The sequence below is a fragment of the Pseudomonas sp. Tof1 genome (assembly GCF_055390395.1).
In genome coordinates this window covers 6,486,348-6,504,819 of sequence record NZ_AP024344.1, presented here as the reverse complement: position 1 = coordinate 6,504,819, position 18,472 = coordinate 6,486,348, and the positions used below count along the sequence as shown (strand labels likewise).

General features: G+C 63.5%; 19 protein-coding genes. 11 read left to right on the top strand and 8 right to left on the bottom strand.

Translation table 11 applies throughout. The annotated features are described in order from the left end of the window. Window positions 1–95: 95 nt before the first annotated feature. Window positions 96–1,244 carry a murein transglycosylase A gene (gene mltA, locus ACZ5KU_RS29330; RefSeq protein WP_054059918.1) on the bottom strand — a complete coding sequence of 383 codons (1,149 nt, stop codon included), beginning with the start codon at window positions 1,242–1,244 and terminating at the stop codon, window positions 96–98. Window positions 1,245–1,390: 146 nt separating this feature from the next. Between mltA and ACZ5KU_RS29325 the strand changes: the two genes are divergently transcribed. After that, the gene (locus ACZ5KU_RS29325) at window positions 1,391–1,840 is read left to right on the top strand and encodes a c-type cytochrome (RefSeq protein ID WP_054059919.1); all 450 of its coding nucleotides are present in this window, start codon (window positions 1,391–1,393) and stop codon (window positions 1,838–1,840) included. A 20-nt stretch (window positions 1,841–1,860) separates the two neighbouring features. On the opposite strand, the gene ACZ5KU_RS29320 is transcribed toward ACZ5KU_RS29325, so the two are convergent. From ACZ5KU_RS29320 to ACZ5KU_RS29300, 5 genes are all read right to left on the bottom strand, one after another. After that, window positions 1,861–2,256, bottom strand: a complete 396-nt coding sequence (locus ACZ5KU_RS29320; protein ID WP_054059920.1) for a DUF1090 domain-containing protein — start codon at window positions 2,254–2,256, stop codon at window positions 1,861–1,863. A 97-nt stretch (window positions 2,257–2,353) separates the two neighbouring features. Beyond that, window positions 2,354–4,027, bottom strand: coding sequence for an NAD-dependent DNA ligase LigB (gene ligB, locus ACZ5KU_RS29315; protein ID WP_054059921.1), 1,674 nt, complete (start codon window positions 4,025–4,027; stop codon window positions 2,354–2,356). An 88-nt stretch (window positions 4,028–4,115) separates the two neighbouring features. After that, a complete protein-coding gene (locus ACZ5KU_RS29310) occupies window positions 4,116–4,499 on the bottom strand; it encodes a DUF1090 family protein (RefSeq protein ID WP_054059922.1) in 384 nt (127 codons plus the stop codon). 190 nt (window positions 4,500–4,689) lie between these two features. Next, the gene (gene metK / locus ACZ5KU_RS29305) at window positions 4,690–5,880 is read right to left on the bottom strand and encodes a methionine adenosyltransferase (RefSeq protein WP_054059923.1); all 1,191 of its coding nucleotides are present in this window, start codon (window positions 5,878–5,880) and stop codon (window positions 4,690–4,692) included. A 19-nt stretch (window positions 5,881–5,899) separates the two neighbouring features. Then, entirely contained in the window at window positions 5,900–6,895 is a 996-nt protein-coding gene (locus ACZ5KU_RS29300) for an ArsR/SmtB family transcription factor (protein ID WP_054059924.1), read from the bottom strand. Between the two features lie 261 nt (window positions 6,896–7,156). Between ACZ5KU_RS29300 and tkt the strand changes: the two genes are divergently transcribed. From tkt to ACZ5KU_RS29265, 7 genes are all read left to right on the top strand, one after another. Beyond that, the gene (gene tkt, locus ACZ5KU_RS29295; RefSeq protein WP_054059925.1) at window positions 7,157–9,154 is read left to right on the top strand and encodes a transketolase; all 1,998 of its coding nucleotides are present in this window, start codon (window positions 7,157–7,159) and stop codon (window positions 9,152–9,154) included. 232 nt (window positions 9,155–9,386) lie between these two features. Further along, window positions 9,387–10,436 (top strand): erythrose-4-phosphate dehydrogenase, encoded by a 1,050-nt coding sequence (epd, locus tag ACZ5KU_RS29290; RefSeq protein ID WP_054059926.1) that lies wholly within the window; start codon window positions 9,387–9,389, stop codon window positions 10,434–10,436. A gap of 17 nt (window positions 10,437–10,453) precedes the next feature. Next, window positions 10,454–11,617 carry a phosphoglycerate kinase gene (locus ACZ5KU_RS29285; protein ID WP_054059927.1) on the top strand — a complete coding sequence of 388 codons (1,164 nt, stop codon included), beginning with the start codon at window positions 10,454–10,456 and terminating at the stop codon, window positions 11,615–11,617. 14 nt (window positions 11,618–11,631) lie between these two features. Then, window positions 11,632–11,874, top strand: coding sequence for a hypothetical protein (locus ACZ5KU_RS29280; protein WP_054059928.1), 243 nt, complete (start codon window positions 11,632–11,634; stop codon window positions 11,872–11,874). A gap of 58 nt (window positions 11,875–11,932) precedes the next feature. Beyond that, window positions 11,933–12,268, top strand: a complete 336-nt coding sequence (locus ACZ5KU_RS29275) for an MliC family protein (protein WP_054059929.1) — start codon at window positions 11,933–11,935, stop codon at window positions 12,266–12,268. Between the two features lie 89 nt (window positions 12,269–12,357). Continuing rightward, window positions 12,358–13,422 carry a class II fructose-bisphosphate aldolase gene (fba, locus tag ACZ5KU_RS29270; protein WP_017902971.1) on the top strand — a complete coding sequence of 355 codons (1,065 nt, stop codon included), beginning with the start codon at window positions 12,358–12,360 and terminating at the stop codon, window positions 13,420–13,422. A 180-nt stretch (window positions 13,423–13,602) separates the two neighbouring features. Then, a complete protein-coding gene (locus ACZ5KU_RS29265; protein ID WP_054059939.1) occupies window positions 13,603–13,854 on the top strand; it encodes a hypothetical protein in 252 nt (83 codons plus the stop codon). A 43-nt stretch (window positions 13,855–13,897) separates the two neighbouring features. On the opposite strand, the gene ACZ5KU_RS29260 is transcribed toward ACZ5KU_RS29265, so the two are convergent. Then, window positions 13,898–14,569, bottom strand: coding sequence for a polysaccharide lyase family 7 protein (locus ACZ5KU_RS29260; RefSeq protein WP_054059940.1), 672 nt, complete (start codon window positions 14,567–14,569; stop codon window positions 13,898–13,900). A 402-nt stretch (window positions 14,570–14,971) separates the two neighbouring features. Between ACZ5KU_RS29260 and ACZ5KU_RS29255 the strand changes: the two genes are divergently transcribed. The 3 genes from ACZ5KU_RS29255 to ACZ5KU_RS29245 are packed head-to-tail and all read left to right on the top strand — an operon-like array spanning window position 14,972 to window position 17,971. Continuing rightward, the gene (locus ACZ5KU_RS29255) at window positions 14,972–17,095 is read left to right on the top strand and encodes a putative bifunctional diguanylate cyclase/phosphodiesterase (RefSeq protein ID WP_054059930.1); all 2,124 of its coding nucleotides are present in this window, start codon (window positions 14,972–14,974) and stop codon (window positions 17,093–17,095) included. A gap of 45 nt (window positions 17,096–17,140) precedes the next feature. Next, a complete protein-coding gene (locus tag ACZ5KU_RS29250; RefSeq protein ID WP_054059931.1) occupies window positions 17,141–17,653 on the top strand; it encodes a M48 metallopeptidase family protein in 513 nt (170 codons plus the stop codon). Between the two features lie 21 nt (window positions 17,654–17,674). Then, window positions 17,675–17,971 carry a winged helix-turn-helix domain-containing protein gene (locus ACZ5KU_RS29245; protein ID WP_273825269.1) on the top strand — a complete coding sequence of 99 codons (297 nt, stop codon included), beginning with the start codon at window positions 17,675–17,677 and terminating at the stop codon, window positions 17,969–17,971. A 6-nt stretch (window positions 17,972–17,977) separates the two neighbouring features. Here ACZ5KU_RS29245 and ACZ5KU_RS29240 read toward each other — a convergent pair whose 3' ends face one another. Beyond that, on the bottom strand, window positions 17,978–18,430 hold the full coding sequence (locus tag ACZ5KU_RS29240) for a GNAT family N-acetyltransferase (protein ID WP_054059933.1): 453 nt from the start codon (window positions 18,428–18,430) through the stop codon (window positions 17,978–17,980). Between the last annotated feature and the right edge of the window lie 42 nt (window positions 18,431–18,472).

Below are 18,472 nucleotides of genomic sequence, written 5' to 3'. Positions count from 1 at the left end.
TACAGGCTGGTGTCGTAGTCGGAAAACCTGTTTCCGACACCGCACTGCAGGAGCCGGGCTTGCCCGCGAATAGGCCCCTACGGCCTGCACCGCAATCAGCTACCGATATCCGGCACCTGGGGCAACGCCATGCCCTTGGGCCACAGCATCCAGATATTGCCTTTCTGCTTCATGTCTCCCGCCAGTTGCCCGGCGGCGTCGCCGGTGCCCCAGAACAGGTCGGCGCGGACCTCGCCGGCAATCGCTCCACCGGTGTCCTGCGCCGCCACCGGCCGTACCAGCGGCGTGCCGTCCGGACGGGTGGTCGACAGCCACAGCAGGCTGCCCAGCGGAATGACCTTGCGATCCACCGCGACGCTGTAGCCGGCGGTCAGTGGAACGTTCAGCGAGCCACGCGGGCCTTCGTTGCTGTCCGGGTTGCGGGCAAAGAACACATAGCTCGGGTTGCTGGCCAGCAGCTCCGGGATGCGCGTCGGATGGGCCTTGGCCCAGGCGCTGATGGTGCCCATGGTCACGTCTTCCTTCTTCAGCTCGCCCTGTTCCACCAGCCAGCGGCCGATGGCCCGGTACGGGTGGCCGTTCTGGTCGGCGTAGCCGATCCGCAGTTGCCGGCCGTCATCCAGGCGAATTCGGCCCGAGCCCTGGATCTGCAGGAACTGCAGGTCCATCGGGTCGGTCAGCCAGGCCAGCACCGGAGCCTTGACGCCCTGGGTGGCGATCAGTGCGGCGTCGTCATAGGGTTTGACCACACGGCCTTCCAGTCGTCCACGCAGGCGCTTGCCCTTGAGTTCCGGATAGAGGCTGTCCAACTGGACGATGATCAGGTCGTCCGGTACTCCATAGACCGGCACCGTGGCCTTGTCCGTGCGGGTCAGGCTGCCGGGGTAGACGGGTTCGTAGTAACCGGTGATCAGCCCGTCGGCACTGTTTTGCGCCGAGCGCAGTCCGTAGACCTCGAGGTTCTGCTGAAGAAAGCTGCGAATGGCCACGGGGTTGGCGGGCACATTGCTCGCCGCGGCACAGGTGGCCGCCCAGGTGGCGTCGCTCTTCAGCCGGGTGCAGGCGCTGCGCCACGAGGCGAAGCCGGCCTGCAGGTCGGCGTCGGAAACGTTCGGCAGGGCTTTCCAGTCGGCCTTGACGTAAGTGGTGACCGGCACGGGTGGCTGGTTGTCCTTGCCATTGCAGCCGGCGAGCAGGGCCAGGGCGAACAGGCTCCAGCCCAGGCGTTTGTAAGTGGTGTTCATGAAGCGGTGTATTCCTTGAGTGATCACCTGTTCAGTCGTTGTTCAGGTAATCCATTCATTGAGTGAGGGTATTGGCGGCCTGGCCTATTGGTGTTTGATCTTCAGGCGAGGATACTGGCCGCCGTCTCCCGTGACCTGATGCCATCATGACTATCAAGAAATTTTTCGTTGTATTGCTGGCCGGCCTGAGCCTCGCCGCCTGTGGCGGTATCGACCCGAACTCGCCACTGGGCCAGCGCAAGGCCATTTTCAAGCAGATGCTCAAGACCAGCGAAGACCTGGGCGGCATGCTCCGAGGTCGGATCCCTTTCGACGGCCCGGCGTTTGCCGAGGGAGCGATCAAGCTGGATAGCCTGTCCCATGAGCCGTGGAAACATTTCCCGCAGGTCAAGGAAACGGAGCATACCAGCGCCAAGGCCGATGTCTGGCAAAAGCAGGCGCGTTTTCAGGAACTGGCCCGCTCGCTGGAGAGCGCCACCGGCGAGCTGGTGGTGGCGAGCAAGGTCCAGCCCTACCAGGCCAGCCTGCTCAGGCCGGCGGTGGAAAGGGTCGAGGATGCCTGCGATGCCTGCCACAAGGAGTTTCGCGATCACTGAGTGAACGGGGGCGGGGCGGGCTACTTGTCCAGCTCGTCCAGGGCGTCCTGCAGCTCCTTGCGGGACTCGGCGAGTTTGTCCTTGCGCTTGTTGATCTTCTCCGGGTCACCCTTTTTCATCGCCTTGTCGAGGTCGGCCTGACGGCGGCTGACCTCGTGCCGGGCATCGAGCACCTTGTTCTCCCGCTCCTTTTTCAGCGAGGTGTCGGTGCAGTGGGTGGTGACTTCGTCCAGGGCCTTCTCCAGGCCGGCCTGTTGTTCGCTGTTGCCCTGGGCCCTGGCGGCCTCGAGCTGGTTGCTGATGGCCTGGCGCTTGGCCGCGCAACCGGTCAGTTCGGGTTGTTCCTCGGCGGCCAGGAGCGGGGCGGCCATGACCGTGCACAGGGTGAAAAGCACCAGTGAAGAGGGAAGTTTCATGAAAGGCTCCGTGCTGAAAAATACTGAAAAGTGACAATGAACAAATAAAAGCCGACTCGGTTGTATGAGTGTTCCGATTCGGTTTGCAGCTTTTTCCTCAGAACCCATCGACCCCGGCGACACGTAATGATTCAGCCAGGGCCATTACCTGTGGGTCCCGAAAGAAGGCACCCAGGCGCGCGGCCCGTTCGGGGCCGATCCCGGGTTCGGCCTGCCAGGCCCCGACGGTTCGGCTGGCCAGTGCCTGCCAGTTGCCGTCCAGCCTGATACCGGCACCGGCGGGTACGCCCAGGGCCCTCAGCCAGCGCTCGAACGGCCGTTGTCGGGCCAACCGGGCGTTATCGAGCAACTGCCGGCTGCCGACCGGGCCCAGGCCGGCAATGTTAGCAAGCTCGTGGGCATCGAGTGTCAGCCAATCGAGCAGTTGTGCAAGGCGGCCCGCGCGAGCCAGCTTTTCCCAGGTTCCGGGGCCCAGTCCTGGCAGCTCCAGCCCCTGCTTGCCGCTCAGCCAGGCCAGTCGGGCGAGAAACTGGCTTTCGCAACCCGGGCCGTAGCGCCAGCAACTCGACTCATGGAAATCGTCCGGGTTGGGGACGTCGAGCGGTTCGCGTTCGACACTGCGCCAGACCACCGCGTCCAGGCGCGGAATGGTCAGGCCGGCGAGGCTGATGGCCACCTGATCGCCGGGACGAATGTCCAGCTCCCGCCAGCGTTGCAGCGAGCCGGTACTGACCCGCCTGATCTGACGGTCATCCAGGCGTACCGGGATCAGCTCGAGCATCGGCGTGATCCGGCCGGTGCGACCGATCTTGAAGCTGACCTGGCGTACATGGGCCAGGGCCTGGCTGTAGGGGTATTTCCAGGCGACGCTCCAGGAGGGTGCCCGGGCCTGCCAGAGGTGCGCGGCGGGCCGCTGACCCTGACGCAGAACCACGCCATCGCTGACGAAGGGCAACGGCTCTCGGAACCAGCGCTCGCGCCAGTGCCGGGCTTCGGCAAATCCCCTGATCGGCCGGCTGTAGGTCGCGCTGTCGGGGAAGCCCAGGGCGCTCAGGCCTTGCAGGCGCTCAGGCTGGGTCGCCGGGCCATCGGGCCAGTCCCAGACGAACAGGCCAATGCCTTCGCCCTCATCGGGTTGCAAGCGGTGCCGGGCCATCAGGCCGGCGACCTTGCTGCGAGCGTTCAGCCCGCCGTGTTCGGCCTGCACATGGCCGCTCTGGCGCCAGTACAACTCGCCTTGCAGCACCAGGTCGAGGGGTTGCGGCAATCGGCCAGGAATGGCCGCGATCCGGCGGGCCTGGTCGGTCCAGTTCTGGCCCTTGAGGCCGTCGCCACGGCTGATCACCTGCTGCAAGCGACCTTGCCGGTAGCTGAGGGTCACGGCCACGCCATCGACCTTGGGCTGGATCCACAGGTCCTGGCGGGTGCTGATCCAGTCCCGGGCCGCCTGTTCGTCCGGCAGCTTGTCCAGCCCGGTATGGGCAATCGGATGGGGAGTCGGCCCGCGCGCCTTGAGCAGCGGGTTGTCCGGCGGACTCCCGCTGGCGGCAAAACAGTCGCGCCAGCCCTGCAGGGTCTGGCGGGACTGGTCGTAGAGCTCGTCGGCGACCGGCGAAGTGCCCTGGCGGTGGTAACGCTCGTCCCACTGGGCGATTTGTTGCTCCAGGGCCTCGATTTCGCGCAGGGCGCGCTCCTGCGGCCACTGCGGGCACGGCGCGGCCTGGGCTGCGAAACAGCAGATGAAAAAGGCGATACCCAGGACGAAGCCCATGCCGCAGCCTCCTTGCTCGACCGAAAGGCAAAGCCTAGGGCATTAAAAAGCCCCGCGGGGGCGGGGCTTTCTTACCGCATATGTCGGCTTACTTGAACAGGCCGCCCAGTGCCTTGATGCCGGCATCGATCGCCTGCGCCTTGGGATCCTGGGGCGCCGCGGTGTTGTTGATGGGCTGCTGGGAGCTGGCCACGCCGCTGCAACTGGCGGTGATATGGTCCACGGCCATTTGCAGGCCGTTGGCCTTGACGGTGTCACCCTTGACCTTGGCGGCATAGATCTGTTTCTGCAGATCCTGCACCTGTTTGGGGTTGCAGCTGCCGGCGTCGGCGGTATTGCCGGTCGTCTGTGTCGTCGAGCCACCGCCCAGCTGTGTCGCCAGGTTGGTGAGTGCGCTCAGGTCGGCGGCCTGGGCTGGAAGGGTGAACAGGCCGAGCAGGATCGCGGCGGGGGCGAAAGCGGAAGTACGCATGGCAAACCTCAATGTTCGATTGCCGACGCATCAGAAAGGTTCTCGAACAGGCGCCGTGCAATATCCAGGGGAGAAACAGGGTCCGAGATGGCGAAATATAGGGAAACAGGTTTGTACAGGGAATGACCGGCTGTCATGAAAAAGCCCTTCATGGCGAACCATGAAGGGCTTTTGTGACGCAACCGACAAATTACAGGCCGGCAGCGGCTCGCAGGGCGTCGATGCGGTCGGTCTTTTCCCAGGTGAAGGTGGTGAAGGTGTCGTCGCCGACGGTCTTCAGCTCCGGGGTACGACCGAAATGGCCATAGGCCGCAGTGTCCTGGTACATCGGGTGCAGCAGGTCGAGCATGGTGGTGATGGCGTACGGGCGCAGGTCGAAGATCTCGCGGACCAGCTTGATGATCTTGTCATCGCTGATCTTGCCGGTGCCGAAGGTGTTCAGCGAGATCGAGGTCGGCTGGGCTACGCCGATGGCGTAGGAAACCTGGATTTCGCAGCGGTCGGCCAGGCCGGCGGCGACGATGTTCTTGGCCACGTAGCGACCGGCGTAGGCGGCGGAACGGTCAACCTTGGACGGGTCCTTGCCGGAGAAGGCGCCGCCGCCGTGACGGGCCATGCCGCCGTAGCTGTCGACGATGATCTTGCGGCCGGTCAGGCCGCAGTCGCCCACCGGGCCGCCGATAATGAAGTTGCCGGTCGGGTTGATGTGGAACTGGGTGTCCTTGGTCAGCAGATTGGCCGGGATGACGTGCTTGACGATCAGTTCCATCACGCCTTCGCGCAGGTCGCTGTAGGACACGTCAGGGTTGTGCTGGGTCGACAGGACGATGGCGTCGACACCGACCACCTTGCCGCCTTCGTAGCGGCAGGTCACCTGCGACTTGGCGTCCGGGCGCAGCCATGGCAGCAGGCCGGACTTGCGGGCTTCGGCCTGGCGCTGGACCAGTTGGTGCGAGTAGGCGATCGGGGCGGGCATCAGCTCCGGGGTTTCGTTGCTGGCGTAGCCGAACATCAGGCCCTGGTCGCCGGCGCCCTGGTCTTCCGGCTTGCTGCGGTCAACGCCCTGGGCGATGTCCACCGACTGCTTGCCGATGATGTTCATCACACCGCAGGTGGCGCCATCGAAACCGACGTCGGAACTGTTGTAGCCGATGTCGAGGATCACGTTGCGGACGATGTCTTCCAGGTCGACCCAGGCCGAAGTGGTGACTTCGCCAGCGATGATCGCCACGCCGGTTTTCACCAGGGTTTCGCACGCGACGCGGGCAAATTTGTCCTGGGCAATGATGGCGTCCAGCACCGCATCGGAAATCTGGTCGGCAATTTTGTCCGGATGCCCTTCAGACACGGACTCGGAGGTGAAAACGGAATATTCGCTCATATCGATGGTTTTCCTGAGTTTACCGATGTTGAGTGGCGCCAGTCGGTCCCTGAAAGTGGCGAACCTGAATCTGGAAACCATTACGTAAGCCTACATAGAGGCTGTCCCCGGGGACGAGCCCCGCAGCGATGGCCCAACGGGCCAGGTCTTCCTGTTCGAACCCCAGCCAGAGATCACCGCAGGCCTCCCTGGCCCAGCTCTGGTTGTGGCTGCATAACTCGGTTATCAGCAGACTGCCGCCGGGTCGCAGCAACCCGGTCATCTGCTTCAAGGCTTCGGCCGGCGCGGCGAAATGGTGCAGGACCATGTTCAGGACCACACAGTCGGCCTGGATGCTGTTGTTCTGCAATGCATCGGCCAGTTGCAGGCTGACATTAGTCAACGCCTCGCGGTCGCACAGTTGGCGGGCCAATTCGAGCATGGCCGGGCTGTTGTCCAGCGCCGTGACCTGCTGGAAACGCCGCGCCAGCTCGGGCAGGAAGCCGCCGTCGCCGGGGCCGATTTCCAGGGCCGTGGCGGTCGGCGCGAAGTTGAGCTTGTCGAGCAGCGCCAGGACGCTTTCGCGGTATTGCGCCAGGCCGGCGATCAGGTCCTGCTGGGCGCGGAACTTTTCCGCGACCTTGGCGAAGAAATCCTGGCTGGCGGCGGCCCGTTGCCCGTGTACCTGGGTAATGCGGGCCTGCACCTCGACCGGCAGTTGCAGGGCGTCGACCTCGTCGAGCAGGGCGGCGTGCAGCCGGCCGCCCGGCAATTCGGTGTGGGGCAGGGCGCGACGATAGAAGATCGCGTTGCCTTCCCGGCGGGTCGCTACCAGGTTGGCCTGGGCCAGTACCTTGAGGTGGTGGCTCATGCCCGACTGACCGATGGCGAAGATCTGCGCCAGCTCCAGCACGCCGAACGAGTCGTTGGCCAGCGCCCGCAATACGTTCAGCCGCAACGGATCGCCGCCGGCCTTGCACAGGGCGGACAGCTCGTCGCAGCGATCGTGAAGCAGGGCGGGCGCAGGTAGATTCATAAGGCCAGCAGTCTAGTCAGCGTCGCGACGCCCCGCAAGGTCAATATCAAAAACTTTTGATATTGCAGGATAAATGGCACTTTCCCGTTTTCCCGTGGCTCTACAGACCAGGAGCGGAAAGGATTCATCAGCACGATGCGCAACTATCGGCGGGAAAAACGCGGTGGAACGACTATCTGTCATTGCCCCGAGGGCTCTCCCTGAGGGAAAATGCACGCCTTTTTTCCGTTTCGTTTCAACTCAAAACCCAGGAGATCAGCGATGCCCAGCCGTCGTGAGCGTGCCAACGCCATTCGTGCCCTCAGCATGGATGCCGTGCAAAAAGCCAACAGCGGCCATCCCGGTGCCCCCATGGGTATGGCGGATATTGCCGAAGTACTGTGGCGTGACTACCTGAAACACAACCCGAGCAACCCGTCCTTCGCCGACCGTGACCGTTTCGTCCTGTCCAACGGCCATGGCTCGATGCTGATCTACTCGTTGCTGCACCTGACCGGCTACGACCTGTCGATCGACGACCTGAAGAATTTCCGTCAACTGCACAGCCGTACCCCGGGTCACCCCGAATTCGGTTACACCCCGGGCGTGGAAACCACCACCGGTCCACTCGGCCAGGGCCTGGCGAACGCCGTCGGTTTCGCTCTGGCGGAAAAGGTCCTGGGGGCGCAGTTCAACCGTCCCGGCCACAACATCGTCGACCACCACACCTATGTGTTCCTGGGTGACGGCTGCATGATGGAAGGCATTTCCCATGAAGTCGCGTCCCTGGCCGGCACCCTGGGCCTGGGCAAGCTGATCGCCTTCTACGACGACAACGGCATCTCCATCGACGGCGAAGTCGAAGGCTGGTTCACCGACGACACGCCGAAGCGTTTCGAATCCTACAACTGGCAGGTGATCCGCAATGTCGACGGTCACGATCCGGAAGAGATCAAGACCGCCATCGAGACCGCCCGCAAGAGCGAGCAGCCGACCCTGATCTGCTGCAAGACCACCATCGGTTTCGGTTCGCCGAACAAGCAGGGCAAGGAAGATTGCCACGGTGCCCCGCTGGGTGACGCGGAAATCGCCCTGACCCGCGCCGCGCTGAAGTGGAACCACGGTCCATTCGAAATCCCGGCCGACATCTACGCCGAATGGGACGCCAAGGAAGCCGGCCGTGCCGTCGAGGCCGAGTGGGACCAGCGTTTCGCCGCCTACTCCGCGGCCTTCCCGACCGAAGCCAACGAGCTGGTGCGTCGCCTGAGCGGCGAACTGCCGGCCGACTTCTCGGAAAAGGCCTCGGCCTACATCGCCGAAGTCGCGGCCAAGGGTGAAACCATCGCCAGCCGCAAGGCCAGCCAGAACGCCCTGAACGCCTTCGGTCCGCTGCTGCCCGAGTTCCTCGGCGGCTCGGCTGACCTGGCCGGCTCCAACCTGACCCTGTGGAAAGGTTGCAAGGGCGTCAGCGCCGAGGATGCCAGCGGCAACTACATGTACTACGGCGTGCGCGAGTTCGGCATGACCGCGATCATGAACGGCGTGGCCCTGCACGGCGGCCTGGTGCCTTACGGCGCGACTTTCCTGATGTTCATGGAATACGCCCGCAACGCGGTGCGCATGTCGGCCCTGATGAAGCAGCGCGTGATCCATGTCTACACCCACGACTCCATCGGTCTGGGCGAAGACGGCCCGACCCACCAGCCGATCGAGCAACTGGCGAGCCTGCGCACCACGCCGAACCTCGATACCTGGCGTCCAGCCGACGCGGTGGAATCCGCCGTGGCCTGGAAGCATGCGATCGAGCGCAAGGCCGGTCCTTCGGCGCTGATCTTCTCCCGGCAGAACCTGCAGCACCAGGTGCGTGATGCCGCGCAGATCGACAACATCAGCCGTGGTGGCTACGTGCTCAAGGATTGCGCGGGCGAGCCCGAGCTGATCCTGATCGCCACCGGTTCCGAAGTCGGCCTGGCGGTACAGGCCTTCGACAAGCTGACCGAGCAGGGCCGCAAGGTCCGCGTGGTGTCCATGCCTTGCACCAGCCTGTTCGATGCCCAGGATGCCAGCTACAAGCAGGCGGTCCTGCCGCTGGAAGTCGGTGCACGGATCGCCATCGAGGCGGCGCATGCCGACTACTGGTACAAGTACGTGGGCCTGGAAGGCCGCGTCATCGGCATGACCACCTACGGTGAGTCGGCGCCGGCGGCAGCCCTGTTCGAAGAGTTCGGCTTCACCCTGGAGAACATCCTGGGTCAGGCCGAGGAACTGCTGGAAGACTGAGTACGGCGATAGGCCGGTTGTCCGGGCCGGCCTCTTCGCGGGCAAGCCCTGCTCCTACAAGGTGTGTGTCGTACGCAACATGTGTGCACGGCACCCTCCTGTAGGAGCAGGGCTTGCCCGCGAAGGCGGTAGCCCGCACACCGCCTGCTTCCCTGGCTCACAGACAGTCCCGTTTTCACAGAACCCATGCCCCGGCATGGGTTCTTGATGTTCAAGCTCCGGCGAGATCCCCATGCCTCAACCGCGTCCCTACAGAGTTGCCCTCAACGGCTACGGCCGTATCGGTCGTTGTGTCCTGCGTGCGCTGTTCGAGCGGGGAGACCGGGCCGGGCTGGAAATCGTTGCCCTCAACGATCTGGCCGACATGGCCAGCCTTGAATACCTGACACGCTTCGACTCCACCCACGGCCGCTTTCCTGGCGAAGTACGGGTCGAGGACGATTGCCTGCACATCAATGGCCGCTGCGTGAAGGTCCTGCGCAGCGCCAACCCCGAAGACATCGACTGGGCCGGCCTGGGCGTCGACCTGGTGCTCGAATGCTCCGGCGCCTACCACACCCGCGAAGACGGCCAGCGCTTCCTGGCGGCCGGTGCGCCACGGGTGCTGTTCTCCCAGCCGATGGCCAGCGAGGCGGCGGTGGACGCAACCATCGTCTATGGGGTCAACCAGGATTGCCTGACCGGCGACGAACTGCTGGTGTCCAACGCTTCCTGCACCACCAACTGCAGCGTGCCGCTGTTGCGCCTGCTGGATCAGGCGATCGGTCTGGAGCATGTGTCGATCACCACCATTCATTCGGCGATGAACGACCAGCCGGTGATCGACGCCTACCACGCCGAGGACCTGCGGCGCACGCGCTCGGCCTTCCAGTCGATCATCCCGGTGTCCACCGGCCTGGCCCGCGGTATCGAACGGCTGCTGCCGGAACTTGCCGGCCGAATCCAGGCCAAAGCGGTACGGGTGCCGACGGTGAACGTGTCCTGCCTCGACATCACGATGCAGACCGTCAGCGACACCGATGCCGTGGAGGTCAACCGGATCCTGCGCGAAGCCGCCACCAGCGGCCCGCTCAAGGGGTTGCTGGCGTATACCGAGTTGCCCCACGCCAGCTGTGATTTCAACCATGACCCCCATTCGGCGATTGTCGATGCGAGTCAGACCCGCGTTTCCGGCCCGAGGCTGGTCAACGTGCTGGCCTGGTTCGACAACGAATGGGGTTTTGCCAACCGAATGATCGACGTTGCAGGGCACTACCTGAACGTTGTCCACCCAAAACCGTAAACCAGAGATTGCGACCCATGACCGTGTTGAAGATGACCGACCTCGATCTGCAAGGTAAGCGCGTACTGATCCGCGAAGACCTCAACGTCCCCGTCAAGGACGGTGTTGTCACCAGCGATGCGCGTATCCTGGCTTCGCTGCCGACCATCAAGCTGGCCCTGGAAAAAGGCGCGGCAGTCATGATCTGCTCGCACCTGGGCCGTCCGACCGAGGGCGAGTTCTCGGCCGAGAACAGCCTCGCGCCCGTGGCCGACTACCTGAGCCGCGCCCTGGGTCGCGAAGTGCCGCTGGTGGCCGACTACCTGGATGGCGTTGAAGTCAAGGCCGGCGACATCGTGCTGTTCGAGAACGTGCGTTTCAACAAGGGCGAGAAGAAAAACGCCGACGAGCTGGCCCGCAAATACGCCGCCCTGTGCGACGTGTTCGTGATGGATGCCTTCGGTACCGCCCACCGCGCCGAGGGTTCGACCCATGGCGTGGCCAAGTTCGCCAAGGTCGCTGCCGCCGGTCCCCTGCTGGCCGCCGAACTGGAAGCACTGGGCAAGGCCCTGGGCGCTCCGGCCAAGCCGATGGCGGCGATCGTCGCCGGCTCCAAGGTGTCGACCAAGCTCGACGTGCTCAACAGCCTGAGCCAGATCTGCGACCAGCTGATCGTCGGCGGCGGCATCGCCAACACCTTCCTGGCCGCTGCTGGCCACCCGGTGGGCAAGTCGCTGTACGAGCCTGACCTGCTGGACACCGCCCGTGCCATCGCCGCCAAGGTCAGCGTACCGCTGCCCGTGGACGTGGTGGTGGCCAAGGAGTTCGCCGAAAGTGCTGCCGCCACCGTCAAGCTGATCGCCGACGTGGCCGCCGACGACATGATCCTCGACATCGGCCCGCAGACCGCCGCCCGGTTCGCCGAGCTGCTGAAGTCGTCGCAGACCATCCTCTGGAACGGCCCGGTCGGCGTGTTCGAGTTCGATCAGTTCGGCAATGGCACCAAGGTGCTGGCCCAGGCTATCGCCGAAAGCGCCGCATTCTCCATCGCCGGTGGTGGTGACACCCTGGCCGCCATCGACAAGTACGGCGTGGCTGCGGATATCTCCTACATTTCTACCGGTGGTGGTGCTTTCCTCGAGTTCGTCGAAGGCAAGGTACTGCCAGCCGTGGAAGTGCTGGAAAGCCGCGCCAAGGCCTGAGCCGGTACCGACCGTTGAAAGGGAGTGTTCATAGGGTCAAGCCGCTTGCGCTGTGGCTCGCCGTCGCCGCGCTGGCCGGATGTGCCGGCCAGGCCGCGGTCGAACCGGCGCGGCCAGCGCCCGATCCGGCCGGCAAGGGCTGCTACCAGGCCGACTGGCAGGCGGAAACCGCGCCGTTGTTGAACAAGCGCCTGGGCCCGGATGGCCTGGAGAAATACGACACCCCGTCGCCGGCTCGGGAACAGGGTTGCCCCTGACGGGTCTGATTCATCACATGCAGTACTGGCGGCCTGGGTCGCCAGTCGAGGAACCGGCATGAAAGGCTTTATCGCCCTCGCTTCACTGGCACTGCTCGGCGGTTGCGCCGCCTTCAACCTGCCGTCGTCGAAACCGGCGGACAACTGGACCCGCTGGGTTTGCGACAGTCAGGCCGAAGTGCTCTGGCGTTACGCCGACAGCAGCCAGCAGGCGGTCGACGTACGCCTCGGCGGCGGCGACCAGGTCTATCGCCTCAAGCCGGAAGTCGGCGCCGTCGACAGCGGCGTGCTGTACAGCGACAACATGTTGGCGTTTCACAAAAAAGGTGAGGAAGGCCTGGTCTACTGGGTTGCCACCAACGATTTGATCGGTCGGGCCTGCAAGGCGCCCTGACCGGTAGTAGCTTGATCTAACTTGAATAGCAGCCGCCGCTACGGCAGGCTTGCACGATTAACGACCCTCGTCCGGGAGAGAGATACACAATGGCACTTATCAGCATGCGCCAGATGCTGGACCACGCAGCCGAATACGGCTACGGCGTTCCGGCTTTCAACGTCAACAACCTTGAGCAGATGCGCGCCATCATGGAAGCCGCTGACAAGACTGACTCCCCGGTGATCGTCCAGGCTTCGGCCGGTGCCCGCAAATACGCCGGTGCGCCGTTCCTGCGCCACCTGATCCTGGCTGCCATCGAAGAGTTCCCGCATATCCCGGTGTGCATGCACCAGGACCACGGCACCAGCCCTGACGTCTGCCAACGCTCGATCCAGCTGGGCTTCAGCTCGGTGATGATGGACGGCTCCCTCGGCGAAGACGGCAAGACCCCGACCGACTACGAGTACAACGTCCGCGTGACCCAGCAGACCGTGGCCATGGCCCACGCCTGCGGCGTTTCCGTGGAAGGCGAGCTGGGCTGCCTGGGTTCGCTGGAAACCGGCATGGCCGGTGAAGAAGACGGTATCGGCGCCGAGGGCGTGCTGGATCACAGCCAGATGCTGACCGATCCGGAAGAAGCCGCCGACTTCGTCAAGAAGACCCAGGTCGACGCCCTGGCCATCGCCATCGGCACCAGCCACGGCGCCTACAAGTTCACCAAGCCGCCTACCGGCGACGTGCTGGCGATCGACCGCATCAAGGAAATCCACAAGCGCATCCCCAACACCCACCTGGTGATGCACGGTTCCTCCTCGGTGCCGCAGGAGTGGCTGGCGATCATCAACCAGTACGGTGGCGACATCAAGGAAACCTACGGCGTACCGGTCGAGGAAATCGTCGAGGGCATCAAGCACGGCGTACGCAAGGTCAACATCGACACCGACCTGCGCCTGGCGTCCACCGGTGCGATGCGTCGCCTGATGGCCACCAACCCGAGCGAGTTCGACCCACGCAAGTTCCTCGGTGCCACCGTGGTTGCGATGCGTGACGTGTGCATCGCCCGTTACGAAGCCTTCGGCACCGCCGGCAATGCCTCGAAGATCAAGCCGATCTCCCTGGAAGGCATGTTCCAGCGCTACCTGAAAGGTGAGCTGAACGCCAAGGTCAACTAAGACCCTGTGCGGTGAAGAAACCCGTCGCAAGGCGGGTTTTTTCATGGTCGTCGATCGCTAGACGCGAATGCACTTGACGCTATGAGGAAACGATATAGCGGACTGTCAATTATGACAGTGGTGTGCCAGGACGCCGATACGCCACGCTGACGGTTCATTCAGCCAGTGAGGCCAATGACCATGAGCGAAGAGGAAGAAAGCGATCCAAACCGTCTGAGGTATTTCAAGACCCGCCAGAAGATCACCGTGACCCGGCGTATCCCGGGCGTGCAACCGGCCTGTGAGCGCGGCGAACTGTGCAGTATCGACTGGAGTGCGCGGCTACTCGTCTACTGTGCCGAAAGCGGCGTGTACCGAACCGTGAAGTTCGATGAGATCGAGCAGATCGATCCCATCGCCAGCTACCGCAAGTCGTCCCTGTTCCACCCCTGATCGAGCGGTATCTCTCTCCAGCCCCGCCCTGTATTCGGGGCCGTCAGCCTTGCTCGTGATCGATATCGAGCTTGTAGAAGGTCACCATCCCGCCCTCGCTGGTATACCCGGTGTTGTCCTGCACATAGACCCCTGCCTTGAAGTACAGCGGCTTGTCGCGCCAACTGCTGCTGACCTGGGTGTACCACGCCGCGTCGGCGGCGCGCACGCTGAGGTAGCCGCCCCGGCTGAGGTGGATCACGTAGGTGAAGCTCTTGTCCAGCGGCACGTCGTCGGCGATCTGGATGACCCGGCTCTCCTTGTCGTCCGGGTGGTTGCGGACCTTCACCACGATGATCCCGGTCTTGCGGCTGTCCTTGTACTGGTACTCGACCTTGAGCATCGGCTGGGTGCTGTTGAAGGCATGGATCTGGCCGATGACGATCTTGCCCGAGGACGGTACCTGGTTCACCGCCAGGGTTGCACGCAGGTAATTGTTGGCCTCGCTGTACAGCCAGTTGCGCAGGCGACCGTCGGGGTAGGTTTCGCGCAGTTCACTGCGCGGGTAGATGGCATTCTCGGTCTTGGAGCCGGTCACCGGTGACCAGAAGAACAGGGTGCCGGTATCGGAATGAAAATACTGGTCCTTGAAGCCTTGTACCAGTTTGGGGGTATCGATGGTTGCCGGCGGGGTGCCGACAGGGACGCTGAGGTTCCAGGTCGTCAGGTCGATCATGATCATCTGTTCCGTGAAAAACATGGGACTCGCGCAGCCGCAGGCCTGCCCGGAAATTTCGGACAAACCGCTTTGGCCCGCGCTTTTGCGCGCTCTTTATAAGGCTTGAAAGATAGTTTGTTAACGCCGAAGCGGCGAACGGTTGACGTCAAATCGCCGACGAAATGCGCGAGCCCCGATTGGCGGCGGCTTGGCCGAACGACCGCTAGTCGGATTGGCAGGGTGCTAGCACGAAAGATGGCCTATTGCTTCTATCAACCGTTAGTCGGGAGAGACGGGCCCGGGTTAAATGATGGCGTAGTGATTACTACGCTTTGCGCAAACTCGGACTAGAGTTGTTTCTGTAATTACGTCCGGTTCCGTCTGACATGGGTGGAGTCCCCTGAACTATAGAGATGCAGCATGGATTGCGCTCAACTTAAGGCTGGTGATAGCAGTTCTGTCCTTTTGGTGGTCGACGACTATCCTGAAAACCTGATCAGCATGCGAGCCCTGCTGGAACGGCAGGACTGGCAGGTGGTCACGGCGGCGTCCGGTATCGAAGCGCTGACACTACTGCTCGAACACGAAATCGACCTGGTACTGCTGGATGTGCAGATGCCCGGCATGGACGGCTTCGAAGTCGCCCGACTGATGCGTGGCAGCCAGCGTACCCGGCTGACCCCGATCATTTTCCTGACGGCCAACGAACAGTCCCAGGATGCCGTGATCAAGGGCTATGCCAGCGGCGCGGTGGACTATCTGTTCAAGCCGTTCAACCCGGACATCCTCAAGCCCAAGATCCAGGCCTTGCTTGAGCAGCAACGCAATCGGCGCACCTTGCAGCGCCTGACCCGCGATCTGGAGGCCGCCCGGGCCTTCAATGCCTCGGTGCTGGACAACGCCGCGGAAGGCATCCTGGTGGTCAACGACGACGGCAGCATCCGCTTCGCCAACCCGGCGATTTCGCGCCTGCTGGCGGCGCCGCTGGAAATGCTGATCGGCATGCCGTTCCTACACTTCATGCACACGCCGCACTTTGCCCAATGGCTGACGTCGCCTTTCTACGAAGGTTACTGCAAGGGCGAGACCTATCGCCTGCATGATGCGCTGCTGTGCACCAGCACCGGCGATTCGCTGCCGGTGGCGATGTCCTTTGCGCCATTGCCCAGCGACCAGAAGGCCATGGTGGTGACCGTGCTCGACATGTCGGTGGTGCGCCACCTGCATCAGCAGCTGGAGTTCCAGGCGGTGACCGACCCGCTGACCGGCCTGCTCAACCGTCGGGGCTTCTACCAGACCGCGGAAAACACCCTGCTGCGCAGCGATCCCGGTCACAAGTCGATGGTGCTGATGTACCTGGACCTCGACGGCTTCAAGCGGGTCAACGACTCCCTTGGGCACGATGCCGGCGACCGGGTGCTGCGCTGGGTCTCCGAGCAGTTGAAGGCCTGCCTGAAACCCTTCGATATCCTGGCGCGCATGGGCGGCGACGAGTTCACCGCCCTGCTGGAACTGGAGCGCCCGGAGCAGGCGGCGAAAGTCGCGGAGAAGCTGATCGAGCGCGTGTCGATCCGCCAACAGATCGATGGCATGGACATGACCCTGGGGGTCAGCATCGGTATCGCCATCTACCCCGATTGCGGTGCCGACCTGGAAGGCCTGTTGCGGGCGGCGGACATTGCCATGTACGAGGCCAAGCGCGCCGGACGCCAGCAGTACCGCTACTACGACCACGAAATGAACGGCCGCGCCCGCTCGCGGCTGATGCTCGAGGAAAGCGTCCGTTCGGCCATCGAGAGTCGTGAGTTCAAGATGGTCTATCAGCCCCAGGTGTCCCTGGAAGACGGCCATCTGCGCGGTTTCGAGGCGCTGTTGCGCTGGCATCATCCCAGCGTCGGCGATGTCCCGCCGGGGCTGTTCCTGCCGCTGCTGGAAGAAGTGCGGCTGATCAGTCGCCTGGGCAGCTGGATCTATCGCCAGGCGGCCAGCCAGCGTCATGACTGGAATGGCGTATTCGCCGATGAGCTGGTGCTGAGCGTGAGCCTCAGCGCCACGCAGTTCTGCATGCCGAACCTGATCGACGAGTTGCAGGAAGTGATCGAGCGGTATGACCTGCGCCCCAGCCAGCTGGAGGTCGAAGTCACCGAGTCGGCGTTGATGCAGGATTTCGAGGCTTCGCGCAAGCAACTGCGGCGGATCCGCGGGCAGGGCGTGCGGGTGGCCCTGGATGATTTCGGTTCCGGTCACTGTTCGCTGAATCACCTGCGCGATCTCGAACTGGACACCCTCAAGCTCGACCGCCATCTGATCGCCCGGATTCTCGATTCGCCCCGGGATGCCGCCCTGGCGCGCAGCGTGATCGAGTTGTGCCAGCAGTTCGGCCTGCTGGTGATTGCCGAAGGCGTCGAGACCCTGGAACAGGCCCACTGGCTGCGGGCCAATGGCTGCCCATTCGTACAGGGCTTCCTGGTCGCCCGTCCGCTGATCGCCAGGGATGCCACCGGTTTTGCCACGACCTTCGACTGGAGCGCACTGTCGAGCTGATTTCGCTAAACTGGCTGCCTTTCCCGATGCAGGCGATGGCCTCCCATGACTGTGCTGAAATACCTCCAGGCCTATCCGCCGTCCCTGCAGGAGCAGGTGCGCCAGATGATCGCCCAGGATCGGCTGGGCGCCTACCTGAGCCAGCGTTATCCCGGCCGGCATGCGGTGCAGAGCGACAAGGCGCTGTATGGCTATGTCCTGGACCTGAAACAGGAACACCTGCGCAACGCGCCGGCCATCGACAAGGTGCTGTTCGATAACCGCCTGGACCTGACCCATCGCGCCCTCGGCCTGCACACCGCGATCTCGCGGGTCCAGGGGGGCAAGCTCAAGGCCAAGAAGGAGATCCGCATCGCTTCACTGTTTCGGGAGGCGGCGCCGGAATTTCTCCGTATGATCGTGGTGCATGAACTGGCGCATCTCAAGGAAAGCGAGCACAACAAGGCGTTCTACCAGTTGTGCGAGTATATGCAGCCGGGCTATCACCAACTGGAGTTCGACCTGCGGGTCTACCTGACCTGGCGGGATCTGCAAGGCAAGGCCGCCGTGGCCGACTGATCGATCGACAAGGACTTTCCGATGGACATCAGCAAGACCAAGAGCAGTTTCTATCGCCGCCTGTACGTGGCCTGGCTGATCGACAGCGGAGCGGCCAACAGCGTCCCGGCGCTGACCGAAGTGACCGGCATGCCGCGGCGCACGGCCCAGGACACCATCGTCGCGTTGGCCGACCTGGATATTCATTGCGCATTCGAACAGCAGGAAGGCGCCCGCAATCATGCCGGCAGCTACCGGATTCATGACTGGGGCGCGATCGACAAGCGCTGGATCGAGGGCAACCTGGCGTCGATCAAGCAGGTGCTGGGTTATCCCTGAACCGTCTCAGGCCTTGCGCATGCCGACGTGCGGGATGCCGTCCTCCAGGTAGGTGTTGCCCACGGCGACGAAACCATAGCGGCCATAGTAGTCCTGCAGGTGCGCCTGGGCCGACAGGTAGATCTCCAGCCCCGACCACATCTTCTCGGTCTGCCTCAGGGCTTCTTGCATCAGCTCATGGCCCAGCCCGGTTCCGCGGGCTTCGGGGGCGACGACCACCCGCCCGATCGCCACGTTGCCGCCCTGGGACAGAGGGTCGAGCAGGCGCAGATAGGCCACCAGCCGGTCATCGCGCCAGCCCATCAGGTGATGGGTGTCGTCCCGCAGGTCGCGGCCATCGACTTCCTGATAGGGGCATTTCTGCTCGACCACGAAAACTTCGGTGCGCAGTCGCAGAATGGCGTACAGCTGTTCCTTGCCCAGGTCGCTGTGGTGCTTGCAGATCCAGTCGATGCTCATTTCATTCACTCTGATTCGATATCCGCTGTCGATACTAAGCGG